Origin of the sequence: Plectonema cf. radiosum LEGE 06105 (assembly GCF_015207665.1) — a bacterium.
Taxonomy (GTDB): Bacteria; Cyanobacteriota; Cyanobacteriia; order Cyanobacteriales; family Nostocaceae; genus Rivularia; species Rivularia radiosa_A.
Genome location: NZ_JADEWL010000073.1, coordinates 16,273 through 33,957 on the forward strand (window position 1 = coordinate 16,273; position 17,685 = coordinate 33,957).

Annotated in this window: 15 protein-coding genes; 6 read left to right on the top strand and 9 right to left on the bottom strand. The window is 39.2% G+C overall.

What is annotated here, in order from left to right; all coding sequences use genetic code 11:
- Nucleotides 1-68 precede the first annotated feature (68 nt).
- Both IQ247_RS19565 and hetZ read right to left on the bottom strand, forming a co-directional pair.
- Complete coding sequence (locus IQ247_RS19565; RefSeq protein ID WP_193922777.1) at nucleotides 69-1,049, bottom strand: PatU; 981 nt, start codon at nucleotides 1,047-1,049, stop codon at nucleotides 69-71.
- Nucleotides 1,042-2,232, bottom strand: a complete 1,191-nt coding sequence (hetZ, locus tag IQ247_RS19570) for a heterocyst differentiation protein HetZ (RefSeq protein WP_193922779.1) — start codon at nucleotides 2,230-2,232, stop codon at nucleotides 1,042-1,044. Before hetZ ends, IQ247_RS19565 begins: the two co-directional genes overlap by 8 nt.
- A 253-nt stretch (nucleotides 2,233-2,485) precedes the next feature.
- Between hetZ and IQ247_RS19575 the strand changes: the two genes are divergently transcribed.
- Nucleotides 2,486-2,959, top strand: a complete 474-nt coding sequence (locus IQ247_RS19575; protein ID WP_193922780.1) for a hypothetical protein — start codon at nucleotides 2,486-2,488, stop codon at nucleotides 2,957-2,959.
- Between the two features lie 151 nt (nucleotides 2,960-3,110).
- Here IQ247_RS19575 and sds read toward each other — a convergent pair whose 3' ends face one another.
- Complete coding sequence (gene sds / locus IQ247_RS19580) at nucleotides 3,111-4,082, bottom strand: solanesyl diphosphate synthase (protein ID WP_193922781.1); 972 nt, start codon at nucleotides 4,080-4,082, stop codon at nucleotides 3,111-3,113.
- Nucleotides 4,083-5,214: 1,132 nt separating this feature from the next.
- On the opposite strand from sds, the gene IQ247_RS19585 reads away from it, so the two are divergent.
- Nucleotides 5,215-5,373, top strand: a complete 159-nt coding sequence (locus IQ247_RS19585; protein ID WP_193922796.1) for a hypothetical protein — start codon at nucleotides 5,215-5,217, stop codon at nucleotides 5,371-5,373.
- Between the two features lie 120 nt (nucleotides 5,374-5,493).
- Here IQ247_RS19585 and murI read toward each other — a convergent pair whose 3' ends face one another.
- The 5 genes from murI to IQ247_RS19605 all read right to left on the bottom strand — a co-directional run bounded on the left by murI (nucleotide 5,494) and on the right by IQ247_RS19605 (nucleotide 13,075).
- Nucleotides 5,494-6,318, bottom strand: coding sequence for a glutamate racemase (gene murI, locus IQ247_RS19590; RefSeq protein ID WP_375341240.1), 825 nt, complete (start codon nucleotides 6,316-6,318; stop codon nucleotides 5,494-5,496).
- A gap of 453 nt (nucleotides 6,319-6,771) precedes the next feature.
- The gene (locus tag IQ247_RS19595) at nucleotides 6,772-8,646 is read right to left on the bottom strand and encodes an N-acetylmuramoyl-L-alanine amidase (RefSeq protein ID WP_193922783.1); all 1,875 of its coding nucleotides are present in this window, start codon (nucleotides 8,644-8,646) and stop codon (nucleotides 6,772-6,774) included.
- A 94-nt stretch (nucleotides 8,647-8,740) separates the two neighbouring features.
- Nucleotides 8,741-8,875, bottom strand: a complete 135-nt coding sequence (locus tag IQ247_RS33185; RefSeq protein ID WP_265579699.1) for a hypothetical protein — start codon at nucleotides 8,873-8,875, stop codon at nucleotides 8,741-8,743.
- A 900-nt stretch (nucleotides 8,876-9,775) separates the two neighbouring features.
- Nucleotides 9,776-11,674, bottom strand: a complete 1,899-nt coding sequence (locus IQ247_RS19600; RefSeq protein WP_193922784.1) for an N-acetylmuramoyl-L-alanine amidase — start codon at nucleotides 11,672-11,674, stop codon at nucleotides 9,776-9,778.
- A 990-nt stretch (nucleotides 11,675-12,664) separates the two neighbouring features.
- Nucleotides 12,665-13,075: an EVE domain-containing protein gene (locus IQ247_RS19605; protein WP_193922785.1), complete on the bottom strand. Its 411-nt coding sequence runs from the start codon at nucleotides 13,073-13,075 to the stop codon at nucleotides 12,665-12,667.
- A 176-nt stretch (nucleotides 13,076-13,251) separates the two neighbouring features.
- Between IQ247_RS19605 and IQ247_RS19610 the strand changes: the two genes are divergently transcribed.
- Complete coding sequence (locus tag IQ247_RS19610; protein WP_193922787.1) at nucleotides 13,252-14,007, top strand: SIMPL domain-containing protein; 756 nt, start codon at nucleotides 13,252-13,254, stop codon at nucleotides 14,005-14,007.
- 45 nt (nucleotides 14,008-14,052) lie between these two features.
- Here IQ247_RS19610 and IQ247_RS19615 read toward each other — a convergent pair whose 3' ends face one another.
- Nucleotides 14,053-14,412 carry a single-stranded DNA-binding protein gene (locus IQ247_RS19615; protein WP_193922788.1) on the bottom strand — a complete coding sequence of 120 codons (360 nt, stop codon included), beginning with the start codon at nucleotides 14,410-14,412 and terminating at the stop codon, nucleotides 14,053-14,055.
- 369 nt (nucleotides 14,413-14,781) lie between these two features.
- Between IQ247_RS19615 and IQ247_RS19620 the strand changes: the two genes are divergently transcribed.
- The 3 genes from IQ247_RS19620 (at nucleotide 14,782) to mreD (ending at nucleotide 17,471) form a co-directional block, all read left to right on the top strand.
- A complete protein-coding gene (locus IQ247_RS19620) occupies nucleotides 14,782-15,789 on the top strand; it encodes a rod shape-determining protein (RefSeq protein ID WP_193922789.1) in 1,008 nt (335 codons plus the stop codon).
- 120 nt (nucleotides 15,790-15,909) lie between these two features.
- Nucleotides 15,910-16,701, top strand: a complete 792-nt coding sequence (gene mreC / locus IQ247_RS19625) for a rod shape-determining protein MreC (RefSeq protein WP_193922790.1) — start codon at nucleotides 15,910-15,912, stop codon at nucleotides 16,699-16,701.
- 23 nt (nucleotides 16,702-16,724) lie between these two features.
- Nucleotides 16,725-17,471 (top strand): rod shape-determining protein MreD, encoded by a 747-nt coding sequence (mreD, locus tag IQ247_RS19630; protein WP_322745534.1) that lies wholly within the window; start codon nucleotides 16,725-16,727, stop codon nucleotides 17,469-17,471.
- Nucleotides 17,472-17,685 lie beyond the last annotated feature (214 nt).

The window sequence follows — 17,685 nt, forward strand, 5'->3', positions numbered from 1 at the left end:
TTTTGCTCAACTTTCTTCGTATTAATACCGAACTTCTAGCTGATTGTAGAAGCCCCCGTCGATATAAATTAACAAGCAGAAGTTGGCACAATGGTAAAGTACAGCGGTTGAGTATCCATGTCATCTAGCTCAACTGCCAATGTATAATTTGCTTGTTGTTGAACTGAATTGAGTTCTAAACTGACAATTCCTTGATTTGAAGATTTTGCAACCTTAGCACAATTATCTCCTCCAAGTTTCACTTGCCCGGTATGGGGTAATTCAGCCTCAACCCGCAGTATTTGGGCAACTTGGTCGTATTTTACGCTCAAAGTCACGGTACCGATGTTGGTTAGCCATTGCCTTGAGACATACTCTTCGCTTGCATCAACAGATAAAGTTAGATTTTCTAACAATTGTTTGGCAGCCAATAATGATAATGCCATTTGTTGACGCGGTTGCAAATCCGAGTAGTTGCCTTGTACATAAGGCATCCTTTCTAAAGTATCCGCAGAACGGTATGGACTTCTGAGTACCATTCCGGCTAAATCGTTGAGCATTTGCGGTTCGTTGGGGAATAAACTTTCCACCACTCCCACAAGTTTGGCTCCCAATGGCACTGGAAACGAAAGCAATTCTTGGCACTTTGCCAATAACTGCTGAAAAATTTTCTCCGGTATAGCAATTGGCAAACTCAGTTTAGACTGTTGTGCCGCCCAAGGATGAGCGGGAACCCAGCTCGTAGATAAATTGTCTATGTAATCGGGATAATCCACTAATTGTGTTTCCCAGGGGAATAACGGTGGATTATCTTGGACTTGACTTTGTAACCGACGCTTAAGAACGGCTTGGAAACGTGTTTGCACAGTAGGAATTTCTCCCAGTTGAAAAAAAGGATAGGACATCGAATCTGACTCAGAAGCACCGCTTGTAGAAGCAGTGTTTTCTGTGTATGTTTTAGCCCCGTTAATTTCCTCACATTCGACCAAAAAATCCTCCTCGGTTGCTGCATTCTCTGCTAACAACCAAGCGAGTAATTGGTTTTGTAAGGATTCTGTGTCACTATTCATGAGTAGATGCACTTGATCCGGACATAAAAGAGTTACGAATTTCCCAAGCTTGTTCGAGAATTTTGAACCACCTTTTTTGCAGTTGCGCCATCGACAACCCCAAGGTTTTGGCAATTCTTTCATCAGCTTGACCTTGCTGTTTTAGTTCTAATAAACAACGTTGTTTATCGTCAAGTTGTTGTGTATAAACTTGCCACTGCTGTTCCGTCAAACCTAAATTGTTACGCAAATCGGCTTCTAACCATTCGTGAACCAATTCCCAACGGTGCAGCAAGGCAAACCTAATTAGATGATATTTAAAACGTTGCTGTAAATAATCTCTCTGACGAGCAGTTAAACCTAAAATTGCCTCAATTTCTTGAGCAGATAAATCTTTTAGGCGTAGAGCAAAGTAATCAGCACAGTCTCCTTGTTGTCGTTCCTCAAGATAACTCATTAACTCGTTAATGACTACCGAACGTAAAGTTTCTTCCGGGGGTTCCGGTTCGGTTTGAGATGCCATTGCCGTTCTTAATTGTTGTACGGCTGGATCTTCCCAAGAACCATCCCCATCATTGCTGCTACCTTCTGCGGCTTTTTCTATATCAACGCAGGTTTCTGGAGGCTGTTGTTGAGAAAAAGTTTGCGCTCGCAGGATAATCAACTGCTGCTGTCTTCCTGGTAAAGGAATGCGTCTTTTGGCATAGCGTTCGGTAAACGCCATGTACTCCGCTAATTCTAAAAGAGTTTGGGGACGATATGTCGCCTCGAGTTTATTTTCTCGTCGGCAAGCATTCAGTGCTTCCAAATAAAAATTTTGCAGAAAATCTTCAATTACACCCAACCGCCCTTGATAACTCAGTTGTTTATTGGGCGGATTAATATAACGATAAATAATTGCGCTCAGAGTGCTGTGCAGCTCTACCCTACCTCGATTGGAACCTAACTGGTAGTATCTTAATGTCTGAGATAGCCGGTGTTTCGCTAGGGCGATCGCCGAACTTTTGATGTCCCCAGAAGCTTGGATACGTTTGCTCTCATGGCAAATTCGTAGGACTTCGGCAGCGATTCGTGTTGCGACTTCATGGCAATTAGAATCTGAAGCTTTAGTCGAAGATTTAAGTTCTCCGAATAGGAGTTGAAATATCACCTCCACACCGATAGACTTTTCTCCCTGAATAGTTGTGGTCGCGACTGATTTCATAGTCTACTTGTTTCAAAGACCTTAATATAAACAAACATTACAACCTATATTTTGTGGAATGCTGGTTAATTTACCGGGGAATGCCGGTGTAACGCTGACTTCGGACATCCGAACACAACCGCAAGCACCCATTATCCTGCATAAATAAATTTGTCTGGAAATTTGTCTAGTTATATTATTCCCAAATCAAGGGAAGATTTTTCGTATTTCATAGAAGTTATAGCTAATGCCCAGGAACTATTAACAGGTAATTATGGATTTACAAGCACAAATTCAACTTTTGATTGATAATGCACCCCAAGATGGTATTACAACTCAACTGATTGCGGCAATTGCCCCGGAATTAATTAAAATTGCTCAAAAATTACGTTTCCGTCAATACTACATAGTCCAAAACCTTGAGCATGACTGGGTTTTAACAACATTGAGTAATCGTACCAATCCACAATTGCAAAAACAAATAATATACGCTTATCCTACGTTACAAGATGTCAGTACTACCTCTGGTGTTGGGCTTGACCCTCAAATGATAGCTGCACCGATAGGAGTTATTGAAATTTTGTTCCAGATTTTAGCTCTCGAACCCGTAGATAGTATCATTTTTTTCAATACTCCCGGCACTACAGCTAATGCTGTGGAAATTAAGCGATCGCAAGTGCAAAGTATTATTGAAAGGTCATTACAACAAAATCGGCGTAGGTCGGATATTCCTCCTGATATTGCTTAAATAAGTTGAAAATTGAGAGTGATAAAGTTAAAACATATACCTTTAGATATGGCTCTGAGATAGAAGTTATAAGTTAAGGATTTATTACAAATCAATAACTGATAACTACTTTCCTATTATCCAAGAATGTTGAAATAATATCTCGTAACTCTCAATTAAGACGACTCAACACATAATCAGCCATATCAATCAAAGTTTGGCGACTTTGGGAAGGTGGCAATTGTTTTATATGCTCGACTCCAAGTTTGGCATGGTAAGCAGCTAAATCGCGGGAACGTTGAATTCCTTTACTATGCTCTATTAAAGCAAGGGCTTGTTCTAAATCTCCAGCTTGTTTAAATTGTTGTTTAATCAGCGTTTTTAGTTCCGGTTTTTCTTCTAGAGCATATATTACAGGTGCTGTCAAATGCCCGTCTTTCAAGTCGGAACCAGCAGGTTTTCCTAATATATCTGTAGAACTAGTAAAATCAAAAATATCATCCACAATTTGGAACGCTAAACCAAGATGACGACCATATTCATACAAGTTTTCGGCTGTTTGAGCAGATACTTCGCTGAGTATTCCAGCAGCTTTGGAACTATTGGCGAATAATGTCGCTGTTTTATAGTAAGTTTTCTTGAGGTAAGTATCAATGGAAATCTCAGCTTTAAAACGATTCATTCCTTGCTGAATCTCTCCAGTAGCCAAGTCCATAATTACCTCTGAAAGCAATTTCACCACATCTAAATTATTTAAGTTGGCTAAATACCAAGAGGCTTGAGCAAACAAAAAATCTCCGGCTAATATTGCGACTCGGTTGCCAAATATACTATGAACTGTAGAAACACCACGTCTTTTTTCTGATTCATCCACTACATCATCATGGACTAAAGAAGCCGTATGAATCATTTCTGTAATTTCAGCTAAGCGTCGGTGACGAGGCGTAATCTCTGAATTCTGCATTGTTGCTCTTGATACAAGTAATACAATTGCAGGTCTAATACGCTTCCCCCCAGCTCCGAACAGATGTTCTGCCGCTAAACTGAGGATGGGGTGGTCATTACCAACTAGCTGTTTAAGGTTATCTGCCAATATATGCAGGTCTGCTTCCACAGGGGAAAACAAGGAGGTGGCTGGGGTCATGAATGGGCGGACTCTGACTTTGGTTACGAAAGTTTACATATCCTGTACTCATTTTAAGATAACCCCGTGCTAGAGCAAAGCTTTCTATAAATGTTCTTGTTAAATTTCAAGGTCAGCGGTACACCGCTGACCGGGGAACGCCGGTCAATATCGTTCGGTATATAACTGGAGACTGGTACACTACAATATATTTGATACTTAAAATAGAGTTATTACTATCAAATGCCATTGCATCCAGGTTCGACTAATATCTGGATTTTAACAGATTTATTTTGCGTAACGTTTTGTAACTTTTTTTGCTTTATTTATGGGGAGGCGTTTCGATTGCTAACTAAAATATTTTATTTTGCAGGCATCAATAAATTACACTAAAATTTAACTCCGTGCAATTACTGATAAAAGAATATTTGTTTCATACGATTAAATTGTTGCGACTTTGGTAAATTTTACAGATAATAGCTCTTATTAACAAAAAATTAATATTTTAGGAAATCGCCTCAAGTATCTTAGATAACAGGCTGAAAACAGACCTGATTCTTTATACATCATAAATGAACAATATTATCTCGAAAAATTCAAATTAGGCAAGCTTATTACCTCACAAGTGAGATTTCTTGTGTTATTCTTGTATATAGGGATTTCAAATACTTAAAATATTCACTCAGGAAAAGTAAATCGCTTTTTTTTTGCGTATTTGTACTTTTTTACTGATGAAAGTGAGTTGAAATAAGTCGTAGGTGGAACAGAGGATATTATTCGTGTTCGTAGTCTACGAATTAATAAGTTCCTCAATAATAGTTATGTGGTATCCGAAAATTATATATTGGTAAATCTTGACGACTCGTTTTAGGGTATGCAAGGTAGAGCTTCTGTATAGAGAAGGAAGCACTGCATAACGCAGTTGTAATGCAGGCTAGGTAGTTGCATAGTGGCAATTTGATGATTGCTACTGGCATAGTCTGTAAAAGCTAATTACGTATAAGTACATAGGAGAGTATTCATACTCTGCTGATATTTTTGAATGACAAAAAAAGCTCTAGCAAAAAGCGATGTAGCTTCGATTTTTGTACTTATGTTCAATTTATTTTTGCTGTACGAATGGGATTGAAGAAAAAAACTTGTCGGGGGAAATATGATGATGATATTTGTTGTGGCTTCTGGTTATTTGTTTGCTGTATACATATTCTTAGCACTGGCTAAGAGAACAATTAAAAAAACTGCGATGGCAGAGGTTTCTTCGCAATTTGAAGAAGAATATTCTTCTGAGATGCTGGTAACACCGCGCTCATGAATGAATTTTGATTGGCTTTCGTGCAAATGATATTCAAAGCCATAGAGTTAGTGAATAAACCAATTTTAACTTTAGTTCGTGATACAGCATACCACATGGTGTGCTGTATTGCGTTTTCTACTAATAAGTAATTATGCCGTCACGCTCTTGCTGGGAATGGTTAAAATTTGTATGCTCCAAGTTTACCAATTCAACCATGGGAGTACAGCCGAGCCATTGGATTGAAGACTGAGCAAATTGCTGAGGATTTCCACTGACAGCAAACCGAGTTGCCAGGGGTGGATAAGTATTCCTTAAGCCGAGTAAATCCAACTCTTGAGCGCAAGCTTCAACAACACTCTTTCCTGGATCTACCAGTGTTACCGATTCACCAACGAGCGATCGCAATAATTTCGCCAGGTGAGGATAATGAGTACAACCGTAAACTAAAGTGTCAATTTGCTGCTCTAATAAAGGTTCGAGGTAGGAACGTGCTACTTCTCTAGTGTATGGATCGTCGATGCGGTTTTGTTCGATCAGAGGAACAAACTCCGGACAACCAACTTGCCATACTTGAGCATCACGATTAATTTCTTGGATACTTGTTTTATAAGCATTGCTTTTAGCGGTTGCCGGGGTAGCAATGACACCGATACGCTTTCCAGCTTTCACTGCTGCAACTGCACCTGGTAAAATCAGTCCCAGGATAGGTACTTTAAATTCGCAACGTACTGTTTCCAATGCCAGAGCCGAACTGGTACTACAAGCCATGACAACCATTTTTACCCCTTGATTTTCCATCCAGCAGATAATTTCACGGGTAAACTGGATAATTTCTGCTTGGGTACGAATACCGTAAGGAAGTCTGGCTGTATCCCCAAAGTAAATAATTGATTCGCCGGGTAGTTGTTGATAAAGTTGACGTAGTACCGTTAAACCACCTACACCACTATCAAAGATGCCGATAGGAGCGCGTTGGGCTTCTTGTTCGGATAGATGGTAAACATTGCCTTCAAAGATAGAAGATGAAAACACAGGCAGATTTTGATAATAATTTGTGAATGTGGGACAAAGGATTTACAAAAAACTTCAATGTTTTAACTGATAAATCCGATATGAAAGAAAATTTTACATCTTTACTTTCTATTTAGAAATTTTTACTATATTTTTTGAAAAAAAGCAGGTATTTCTTTATACTATTTTTTTTAGGGAATAGCAATTAAACTTAGTAAATATACTGAAATGAGCCGATAAATATGATTTAATTTTTAACAAAGCAAAGTTGAAAATTCACCGGAATGCACCCCGAACTCAACAACAGCCTTCTTCTGGTTCCCATGCTCAGCCTGGGAACCAGGTTTTGAGGTTCAGTCTAGGAATTATTGCAAGTGGTGCAAAAAGTGAGTTATAATTATAACTTTACCTTCTCCTAATATAATTTAAAATACCATTAGCAATACCTTGTGCCATTTCGTCTCGATATTGAGGGGAAGCTAATTTTGCCGCATCATCTCGTCCCGTTACATAACCTACTTCCACAAGAATTGAAGGCATGGAACTTTTTCTCAGTACGTAAAATCTAGCTTGTCGCACTCCCCGGTCTCTAACATTTACAGTATTTAATATACTGCTGCGGACATCTTGGGCAAGGCTAAGACCACTGTTGTAATAGTAAACTTCTAAACCGCTGACATCAGGACGACTTAAGCCTACAGAATTAGCGTGAATGCTCACAAATAAACCAGCGTTAGCTCGCTCAGCCATATCGACTCGTCCTTGGAGACTGACAAAGTAATCGGTGTTGCGCGTGAGTACTGCTTGTACACCGTTTTGCTGTAAAATTTCGGCAACTTTTAAACTAATAGGTAAAATCACGTCCTTTTCTTGCAACCCACCGATACCAATGGCACCGGGGTCTTTACCACCATGTCCCGGATCAATCATGACTACAACCCTACTATTTGGAACTCGTGATGGTGGCAGAGTGATGATTGGACTGTTCGGTTGGGGAATTGGTTGAGATATGGGAGGTAAACCAATCGATCCAGTGGGAGGGATAATTCGAGTACGTTGTAATTCTAACGACAACAGCTGATTGCTAAGTTGATTGAGTTCGCCAATTTGTACTCCAGATGCAGGTAGCACAAAGATAGCAACTTTGTTATTGGCTAATTGCTGTAGACGTACTCGCAAAACCGGACTATTAGCAGTAAATTGTGGACCTCTAACTCTAGGAGCTAATTTTGCATTATCAACGGTGATACGATACAGACCAGATTGTCTATCCCAACCACCAACAGCAGATAAATTTTGATTTCCTCTAATTAGTAACTGAGTACTAGTAGGAGCTAGTTCCACAGACTCAATTGTTGCTACCGAATTGCTGACATTTGGGATTGGTGGAACGGGAAAAGAATCCGATTGACTGATTTGAGTTGAATTAGAACTATTAGAACTATTAGAACTATTAGAACTACCACTTATAGCCGCACTTAAACGATTGGGTAGAACTATTAAACCATTGTTACCGCTAGTTGTAGCTCGCCAATCGGGACTCTTTTTGTTCACCCGTAAAGTCATGCGAACGCCAGGTGATTTACCATCGACTTCGCTAAATTGAATGCCCTTAACAGCGTGCTTGTTCACCAATATCTCTCGTTGGAGTGCTGGTGACAAAGCCGCATCTGAAATGTCGATGTTAATTTCATCGCGATCGCGAGTTGGATTTTTGATTTTCGGTTTAGCACCGCTGGTACGCAGGAAAAATCCATCTCCGGTAACTTGCAAGCTTTCAATTTTTGTTGCTGCATTTGAAGTGCTAGCAGCAATTCTGTTGGATGGTGGGGTGTTGGTTGTTGGTGTAACGCTGAAAATGCTTCTAGGAGCGAGAGCACTTGCTCGAACTTTCGCTGAAGGTAGCTGCACTGTCCAGTTAGTAGGGCTTAGACCGACAAATTTTACTTGGTTTGGATCAAGAGTATACCCAGGATTCATTTCCACAACTAAACGAGCCGTTTGTGGGTCAAATTGTCCAACACGAATAGAACGAATCGCACCGCCAATCGTTTGGGTTAACTGGGGTTTTCCAAATGTCGTTCCTGGTAAATCAATTACCAAACGAGTCGGATTAAAAATTAGTTGTGCTTCGGGTTGAACTGCACCATCAGTTTGAAATTCTAGTTGGTTTTGATTGGCATTAAAACGCCAAGAAGACAGCTTTGCACCATGAGCGGGCGACGATAGCATTAGTACAGATAAAAAAGTAGTACCAGATACTAACCAGTGTATTTTCACAACCTTTTCTCCTAATCCGTATTTTATTGATAACTATTAATTTGTAAAAGTGTTGGTACTTCATACCTCGATATCTAAGCAGTCATCGCCGCTTTCAATTTTCACAAGCAACGGTGGGCATTGCCACAAGTATTTTATCTCGGATAAAAACGTTGTTAATCGTATTAACTTTAGCATGAAGCTTTTTACTTGTTTGCTTTAAGGACATCATTCTGCTGGTTTTTAGCATTTGATTATACCAATTATTGAGATAGAAGCAGTTTAACTCAGCAGTAAAATCCAATCAGTGACATTTTATTCAACTAAAAATTAGATGCATGATTTGTAATTTGGGTAAATAAGTGTTGCTGGGGAAAAATCTAGTTCAGGCTTGGTGTTATATTCCATATCCCAATTTTAATTAATCGATTTTAAGACGGTTTTAACTTGGCTTGACTTTTATCATAAAACACCCATTTATTTAATCCCAATTTGGCAAAATTAGAATCATTTAAAATAGCTCTGATTTTTATTTACGCTTTTTTAAGAAAATGTTCCCCTATTTACAAAAAATAATATTGCTAATTAAAATCAAATTGGAAAATGTAAAAAACAACAAGAAAATATATTTTTGGGTAATGGTTATATTTGACTTGACTATATTTAATTTTTTTCCATGTTGATGTGATACGAGGATAAACCGATTGAGAAACTAGTTTGATATCTCGATTTTTTCAACTTGAGTAAAAGCATCAAGTATGAGATGATAGATACAGATAAAATTTAAGAATATAGTATACTCACATTTGTCCCACATTTGTATATTTATAATAATGGCGAATTAGACAACATAGCCTAAATCCCTTCAAGATAGCATTTCACTCAGAGAACAGGCACCGAGTACCGAGCAGGAACTAAAGAGTAAGAAGCAAGCTTATTACCAATTACCCATCACCAATTAATTTTACTTGTTTTTGAGAGATGTCAGTGCCAACAATAATCCTGATTGCCAAATAAAATCGGGGAATCCTTGGCTCAAAAGCAAACAAGAATTCCCCCATAATAACCGCTCTTTTAGATTTAGGATAATAATATTTAATGAGTAAATTTACTCAAATATACTCATTAACTATGGCTAACTTATCTATTTTTACCTACGTTTAAGGTATTTAAGAATACCATCAGCGATACCTTCTGCCATTTTATTACGGTAGGCAGTTTGATTTAAATTGGCGGCATCTTCACGACCTGTGACGTAACCAACTTCTACGAGAATTGCTGGCATTGAGGTTTTACGGAGTACGTAAAATCTAGCACTTCTGATTCCCCGGTCTCTAATTTTGACGTTTTGGGTAATGCTTTTACGGACGGTATCGGCAAACTGTTTACCACTGTTATAATAATAAACTTCTAAACCGTTAATATCAGGACGACTTAAACCCATAGAATTAGCATGAATACTGACAAATAAATCTGCATTTGACTTATCGGACATATCTACTCGTCCTTGAAGGCTGACAAAATAATCGGTATTACGGGTGAGTACTGCATTGACTCCATTTTTTCGCAATATTTCTGCGACTTTTTGGCTGATGGGTAAGATGACATCTTTTTCTCGCAGTCCACCAATACCAATTGCACCGGGGTCTTTACCACCATGTCCTGGGTCAATCATCACTAATACCTTTCCTTTAGGAGCCTCCCTCGGTGCTGGACTTGGCTTGGGATTGGAAGGAGTTGTAACTGGTTGGGAACCCGCAACCGGATTTGGTTTGGGAATCGGAGGTAAAATAACCGGAGGTTTGGTTGCACTATTGCGCTGCAAATCTAAATTTAATCGCTCTCCTCTAACATCAAGTCTTCCGAAGCTGACTTGTGCTGCTGGTAAAATGTAGACAGCAACAGTATTTGAGTTTTCCTGTCGCGTAAGTACCCGTAACACCGGACTACTAGCTTTAAATTGTGGCCCTTTTACAGAAGATGATAACCGAGCATTAGGAATCAAAATACGGTACATCGCACTCTTACTATCCCATCCGCTAGTGCTTCCAGATAAAGATTTGTTACCTTTAACAGTTAATGTCCCACCATTGTCATCTAATTCTACAGCTTCAATTTCAGCTAGAGAGTTTTGTGTTGTGATGGTTGGTGGTGGTGATGGAGAAGGTAATGGTCGATTGACTGGGGGATTGGGATTACTATTTTGGGAAGATTCGCTAACTTTACCATTGGGCAGTAAAACTATACCACCAAAGCTGCTGATTGTAGCTCGCCAATCTGGGCTATTTTTGTCTACGCGCAAAACAATCCGAGTGGTTGTTGAATCTAACTGCTTAAATTCAATTCCTTTTACACCAAAGCGATTCATTGGGAACTCGTTTCCCGGTAAGCTAGACGATAATGTAGTCCCGGAAATATCTACATTGATCAATTCTTGACCGTTGCGGTTAACTCTTGAAGAGGTTGCTTTACCACCACTTGTACGCACAAAAAAGCCATCACCAGTTGGAAGTACTCTTTCAATTTGAGCAGTTCCTTGAGCAATTTTTGGACTAGTTTGAATTACCGTTTGATTGCTGTTAGATGTATTACTGTGTGCGGTATTATTTGTTCGTACTACACTGTAAATATTTCTTTCGTCAGAATCTGTTTTTTCAAGTTCTGGTGATGGTAATTTTACTCTCCAACGACTGGGACTTACTCCTTCAAATTTGATTTGATTTGGATCTAAAGTATAGCCGGGACTTAATTCAACCACCATGCGGGTAGTTTCCGGGTCAAATTGACCGATACGCACTGCACTAATAGCACCACCACCGACAGGTTTTTTCAATTGCGGACTACCGAATTTGACTCCAGGTAAATCAATTACTACACGAGTGGGATTAAAAATTAGTTGAGCTTTTGGTTGTACCGCAGCATCAGTATTAAATTCTAGCTGATTTTGATTAGCGTCAAAATTCCAAGATTGTAGTTTCGCTGCATTTGCAGGGGAAGATAATAGGGAGACAGTTAAAAAAGTCCCAGGTATTAACCAGTGTAGTTTCACAGTGTTTCTCCTAAGTCGCATTTACGAGAGCGGTAAGTATATAAAGGTTTCAAATTTAGCTGGGAATATAACCGCTCAAACCGTCATTAAAGATAAGTATGTTACCAGTGGTGCTTGTCGGGATGAACCGTCTTTATACTGCTATAAGTCCACCGTGGAAAATGCTTCTTCAAAAAGAACGTGGTTAGCTGTTGGCAAAGAATTCTAACATAAGAAATTCTTCTTTTATGCCGTTGTGGCAATAAAAACCTACGTTGCTCCCGCTTTGAAGATTCCACCCACAAAGAGATAACCAGAATTAACGATCGCAGTCAATCCCAGCCAGAAAAACTATGCAGGGTAAAGAAATTTATGAAATTTTTCAATGAAGCGGTAATTAATGCACGCCCGTAATATTATCGGTTTATTATCGGCTTAATTGTCGGTTTAATTGTCGGTTAAAAATAATATGGTGAGATGCAATACTTGAAAAATTACTCAAGTAGCAGTGCCGAATAAATCTCAAAAACTCCTAAAAAATTACAATTAAAAGGGACGGATATTTTCAGTTATAAGTTTCCTTTGATATCATAAATTCTCGAACATAGATACTTTTATAACTAGATTTTGTTTGCTTACTGAAGTGAAAATTATTGATTTACCAGTAATTAATGAGACCTTGCTGCGATTTTTCACGATTTTAGACTATTGGATTTACAGTTATTCAATGGTGAAGGTTTTAGCCACATTTCTTGCTATGATTGTAGTTATTTGTTAAGTATCGGCAAACCTTAAGGAAACGCAAACAAGATGCTGAGAATAACCATCATCCAGATTGCTGCTTAAACACGGTTTGAACAGGGTTCCAGCGTCGAAATTAATGCTGAGAAACACTAATTCCACACCGTTCAACAAAAACGATTGATTTGGAGTTGATTGAAAACGCCCAAACCTGTGATAACTTTACTTGCGATCGCAACGTTAATCAGGAAAGTTGCTACAAATAAAGCTTTAAGGTAAGCCAGATGCTAACTTTAGCAAGCGTTGCCAATGTTCGGGTAACACTGGAACTATTGATAATCTTGGCAGACGCAATAAATCAAAACCTACGAAAAATTCGTCCTGCTTGATTTGATTAAGGGTAATCGGTTCGGGTAATTTCTGCACTGCTCGTATATCTATTACTAATCTTTTAACATCATCTAATTTTGGATCGGGATATGCTTCACTTAAAACTTCTGCAACTCCGACAATGCTGCGTTCTTTACCAGTATGATAAATGAATACTTTTTCTCCAGTTCGCATTGTCCGCATATTTTTTAGAGCAAGAGCATTTTTGACTCCATCCCATACTGCAACATTTTCTTTTGATAAATCCGTATAGGAATACTCCAGCGGTTCAGTTTTTAATAGCCAATTCATATATTTAATTTAAGATTTATTCACTGTTTGCAATCAAATCAAATCATAAATCTTTTCTACGGAGGCTAAAATTTTATTTTTCCCAAGTCTTTTGAAAAACAGGAACATTCAAACTCAGTAAATACTCCGTATATGAATGTCATTCATATCATAATTTAATTAGGAGTAAGAATATTATGAATACAGTCAAAACATTTGGATATAAATCCCAGGTTTACAAAAATTTATCAAAAGTATGCAAAATTCTGCCCATCGCATTGTTTGTTAGCGTTGCTTCCATTCAACCTGGTTTGACAGAAGAGAAAATAATCTTACGAACATTAACAGTAACAGGACAAGGGCTAGAAACAATTCCGACAACTTTGTCCCAAGTCACTTTGGGAGTGCAGATTCAAGGAAAAACAGCCAATGTTGTACAGCAAGAAGCGGCTCGTAAGTCTAATGCAGTAGTAGCGTTACTCAAGTCCGAGAATGTAGAGAAATTACAAACCACCGGCATCCAACTTAACCCAGTATATAGCTATAAGGATAATGTACGACAAACTCAAGGTTACGAAGCTATTAATACTGTGAGTTTCCGCGTTCCCACTGAAAAGGCTGGTAAATTATTGGATCAAGCGATAAAAGCCGGTGCAACACAAATTAATAGCGTCACATTTGTCGCTACTGAACAAGCAATAACTCAAGCACGTGAACAAGCACTCAAAGAAGCGACTCAAGACGCTCAAAAACAAGCTAATGCTGTCTTCTCAAGCTTGGGATTTACACCCAAGGAGGTAGTTCATATTCAAGTGGGTAATGCTTCGACTCCGGAACCAATTATGTATCGCAATGCAGTTCCCACAGCAGCAATGGCTGAAGCTGCACCCACTCCTATTGTCGCTGGTGAACAAGAAGTGGGAGCATCTGTTACATTACGAATTAGTTATTAGATTAGTGGTTAGTGGTTAGTTGTTGGTGGTTAGTAGTTGATATAACTAAAAATGTTCCGGATTATTATTCATCATTTCAGATTCAGTATCTCGTTTAGAGCCTAACATCTGTAGGTCGTCCACGATAATAACTGGTTTAGAACGAAGTGCGCCGGTAGCGCGATCGTTCCAACTATCTAATTTCAAGGAACCTTTAACGGCTATTTGTTTACCTTTACGCACGTAACTATTTGCAATCTCTGCTGTTTTTCCCCACAGTTCGAGATCAAACCAGTCCGGCTCGCTGTCTTTTTTACGACGATTGACTGCTAGTGTTAATCTACACTTAACAGTGCCAGACTCAAAATACTTCATGTCGGGGTCGATACCCACACGACCAATGAGATGAACTACATTAATACTCATAGGCTTTAGCTTTTAGTACTAGTGTACTTTTGAATTGTAATATCCATAATAGCGGATTAGAACACATTTGAGATAGTGTTAAATAATTAACAAAAAAAATTCTTAAATGGATGATAAAAATAACTATACCTAAATTGCGAAAGCATACTGATAGGTTTACTCAAACAAAGAATATAAAACTCAAAGGGGTTGGGGAATAGTAAAGATTGGGAAAAGATATATAAAAAGTTAATCTGCTTTACTAGACTCAAGTCGAAAAAAATAATAGAATCCAGCACGATTGGGTATTTCGGACGTTGTAAAAAGTAACGAGAATAGGGGGCGTAAAAACGCGTGGGTCTTTTCAGTAAGTTTTCCTTGTCGCGGGATATGGGTATCGACCTGGGTACTGCCAACACTCTCGTTTATGTCTCTGGCAAAGGTATTGTACTCCAAGAACCTTCAGTTGTTGCTATTGACAAAAACGAAAAGGTTGCGCTGGCTGTCGGAGAAGATGCGAAGAAAATGCTCGGTAGAACTCCTGGGAATGTAATTGCCTTGCGTCCTTTACGCGATGGTGTAATTGCTGACTTTGATACTGCTGAGTTGATGCTGAAGCATTTTATTAACCGAGTTAACGGGGGCAAATCTCTGGTTTTACCCAGGATTGTCATTGGTATCCCTAGTGGTGTAACTGGCGTTGAAAGAAGGGCTGTAATGGATGCTGCATCTCAAGCAGGGGCTAGAGAGGTTTATTTAATCGATGAACCTGTAGCAGCAGCGATTGGGGCAGGGCTGCCAGTAGCTGAACCTACTGGTAACTTGATTATTGATATCGGTGGTGGTACCACTGAAGTTGCAGTACTTAGTCTTCAAGGTACAGTGCTGAGTGAATCAGTACGTATTGCTGGGGATGAATTAACCGAATCAATTATCCAGTATATGAAGAAAGTTCATAACTTGGTGATTGGGGAACGTACAGCAGAAGATATCAAGATTCGTATTGGTTCTGCCTATCCGACTCATGATGATGAAGAAGCGATCATGGAAGTTCGAGGTTTACATTTACTTTCTGGTCTGCCCAGAACTGTTACAATTAAAGGACCAGAAATTCGTGAAAGTATGTCCGAACCGCTTTCAGTTATTATTGAAGCAGTGAAGCGGACGCTAGAACGTACACCACCCGAACTAGCAGCAGATATTATTGATCGGGGCATTATGCTTGCTGGTGGTGGTGCTTTGCTCAAGGGTATAGATACTTTAATCAGTCATGAGACAGGTATTGTAACACACGTTGCCGCCGACCCTCTAAGCTGTGTAGTATTGGGTACTGGTCGGGTGTTAGAAAATTTCAAACAGTTAGAACGGGTATTCAGCGCTCGTTCTCGCAATATGTAAATTTGTAGATTCGCTTTGTTCGATAAGGTATTGGATTCTATGGAGAATCCGATATCTTCTTATTAAGTTAAGTTAAGTTAAGTATTTATTAAGTAAATTTTCTGCTATAGGTCGGTTTATATGTTTACTGCACGTCGCCGGTGGGAGCGTAAAGGGTTACAGTTAGGGTTATTGGTGTTAGTGGTTGGTGGAGTTTTCATAGTCCGCCAAACTCAAGGTGAACTTTTGGCTGAGTTGTACAATGGTATTACTCGTCCCCTTGAGGTGTTTCAAAGCGAGCCGAATCAACAACAATATCTCAAAGACGCTAAAGTACAAGAACTGCAAGCCAAAATAACTGAATTAGAAAGCCAGAATCAAAATCTCAAGGCTTTATTAAAATATGTAGAAAAAGAACCAAAAGATGTACCTACAATTCCGGCTCGCGTGGTTGGACGTAGTGCAGACAATTGGTGGCAACAGGTAAGTTTGAATCGCGGTAGCCTTGCAGGAATTCAGGAAGGTTATGTAGTGAAGGCTGAAGGTGGTTTGGTTGGTTTGATAGATAACGTAACTTCCAACACTAGCCGCGTTTTGTTAATTAGCGACATGACTTCACAAGTAGGTGTAAATATCAGCCGTACTGGAGCCAAAGGTATTTTACGAGGAGATGGTTCTGCTGATGCGGTATTAGAATTTTACGAAAAAGTACCAAATGTCAAACCGGGGGATGTAGTTTCTACATCAACTTATAGTTCTAAATTTCCCTCCGGTGTACCTATAGGCAAAATAAAATCATTAGATTTAAAAAGACTTCCCGCGTCAGTTGCCACAGTCGAGCTTTTCCCTCCAATTCGTTCTCTTGACTGGGTAACAGTTAATCCTAAACCACCCGTCGTCCCAGCACCCGAAAACAAAGATACACAGAAATAATTTCACAGCAAGGCTACAGTTCAATGAATATTCCCAAACTTCGGGTGAGGAACAAGCAAACTTCTGGGCAACCTTCATTTCGGGCTAGGAGGAAGCAAACTTCTGGACAACCTCCATTTCGCTCTAGGAGGAAGCACAATTCTGGTCAACCTTCATTTCGGACTAGAAATAAGCAAACTTCTGGACAACCTCCATCCCGACGCAAAAAACCCAATAAGCCCATTAAACCTCTCTCTCGTTGGCATCCCAATGTACGCCAAATTGCAGATTGGGCGGTAATTAGTGGGTCTGTATTATTATGTTTATTTCTGTTACCAAATCGCTTTCCCGGTATGGAATTGGTGGGAATTACGGCTAACTGGTTGTTAATTTGGGTTGTGGCTTGGAGTGTCAAGCGTTCGGCTTTTCAAGGTGCTTTTGCTGGTATCGTTTTAGGGTTGCTTCAAGATGCAATGACTTCACCTCAGCCAACTCATGCTTTAAGTTTGGGCGTTGTCGGTTTTCTCATTGGCTTGTTTCAGAAACAACGTTTTATTCAAGAAGATTTTATTTCTATTGCCTTAATTGTCTTCTTGATGGCTATTTTATCGGATACGATTTTCGCCTTACAGATTATTGCCCACGGTACTGCTAATTCAGATGTTATTTGGGCATATTACAAAAAAGTAACTCTTGCTTCCGCTATTCTTAGCAGTCTTTGGGCTCCGGTGGTTTATTATCCCTTAAATCGTTGGTGGCAACAGTTGAAGTTAGCCGAACAATCATCTTGATGGAAGTTAGGAGTTTGGAGTTTGGAGTTAGGAGTTAGGAGTGAGGAGTTAGGAGTTTTGAGTTAAGAGTTAGGAGTTAGGAGTTAGGAGTTAGGAGTTAGGAGTTAGGAGTGAGGAGTGAGGAGTTAGGAGTGAGGAGTGAGGAGTTAGGAGTGAGGAGTGAGGAGTTTTGAGTAAGAACTAAGAATTTATTACTTATTACTTATTACTTAGC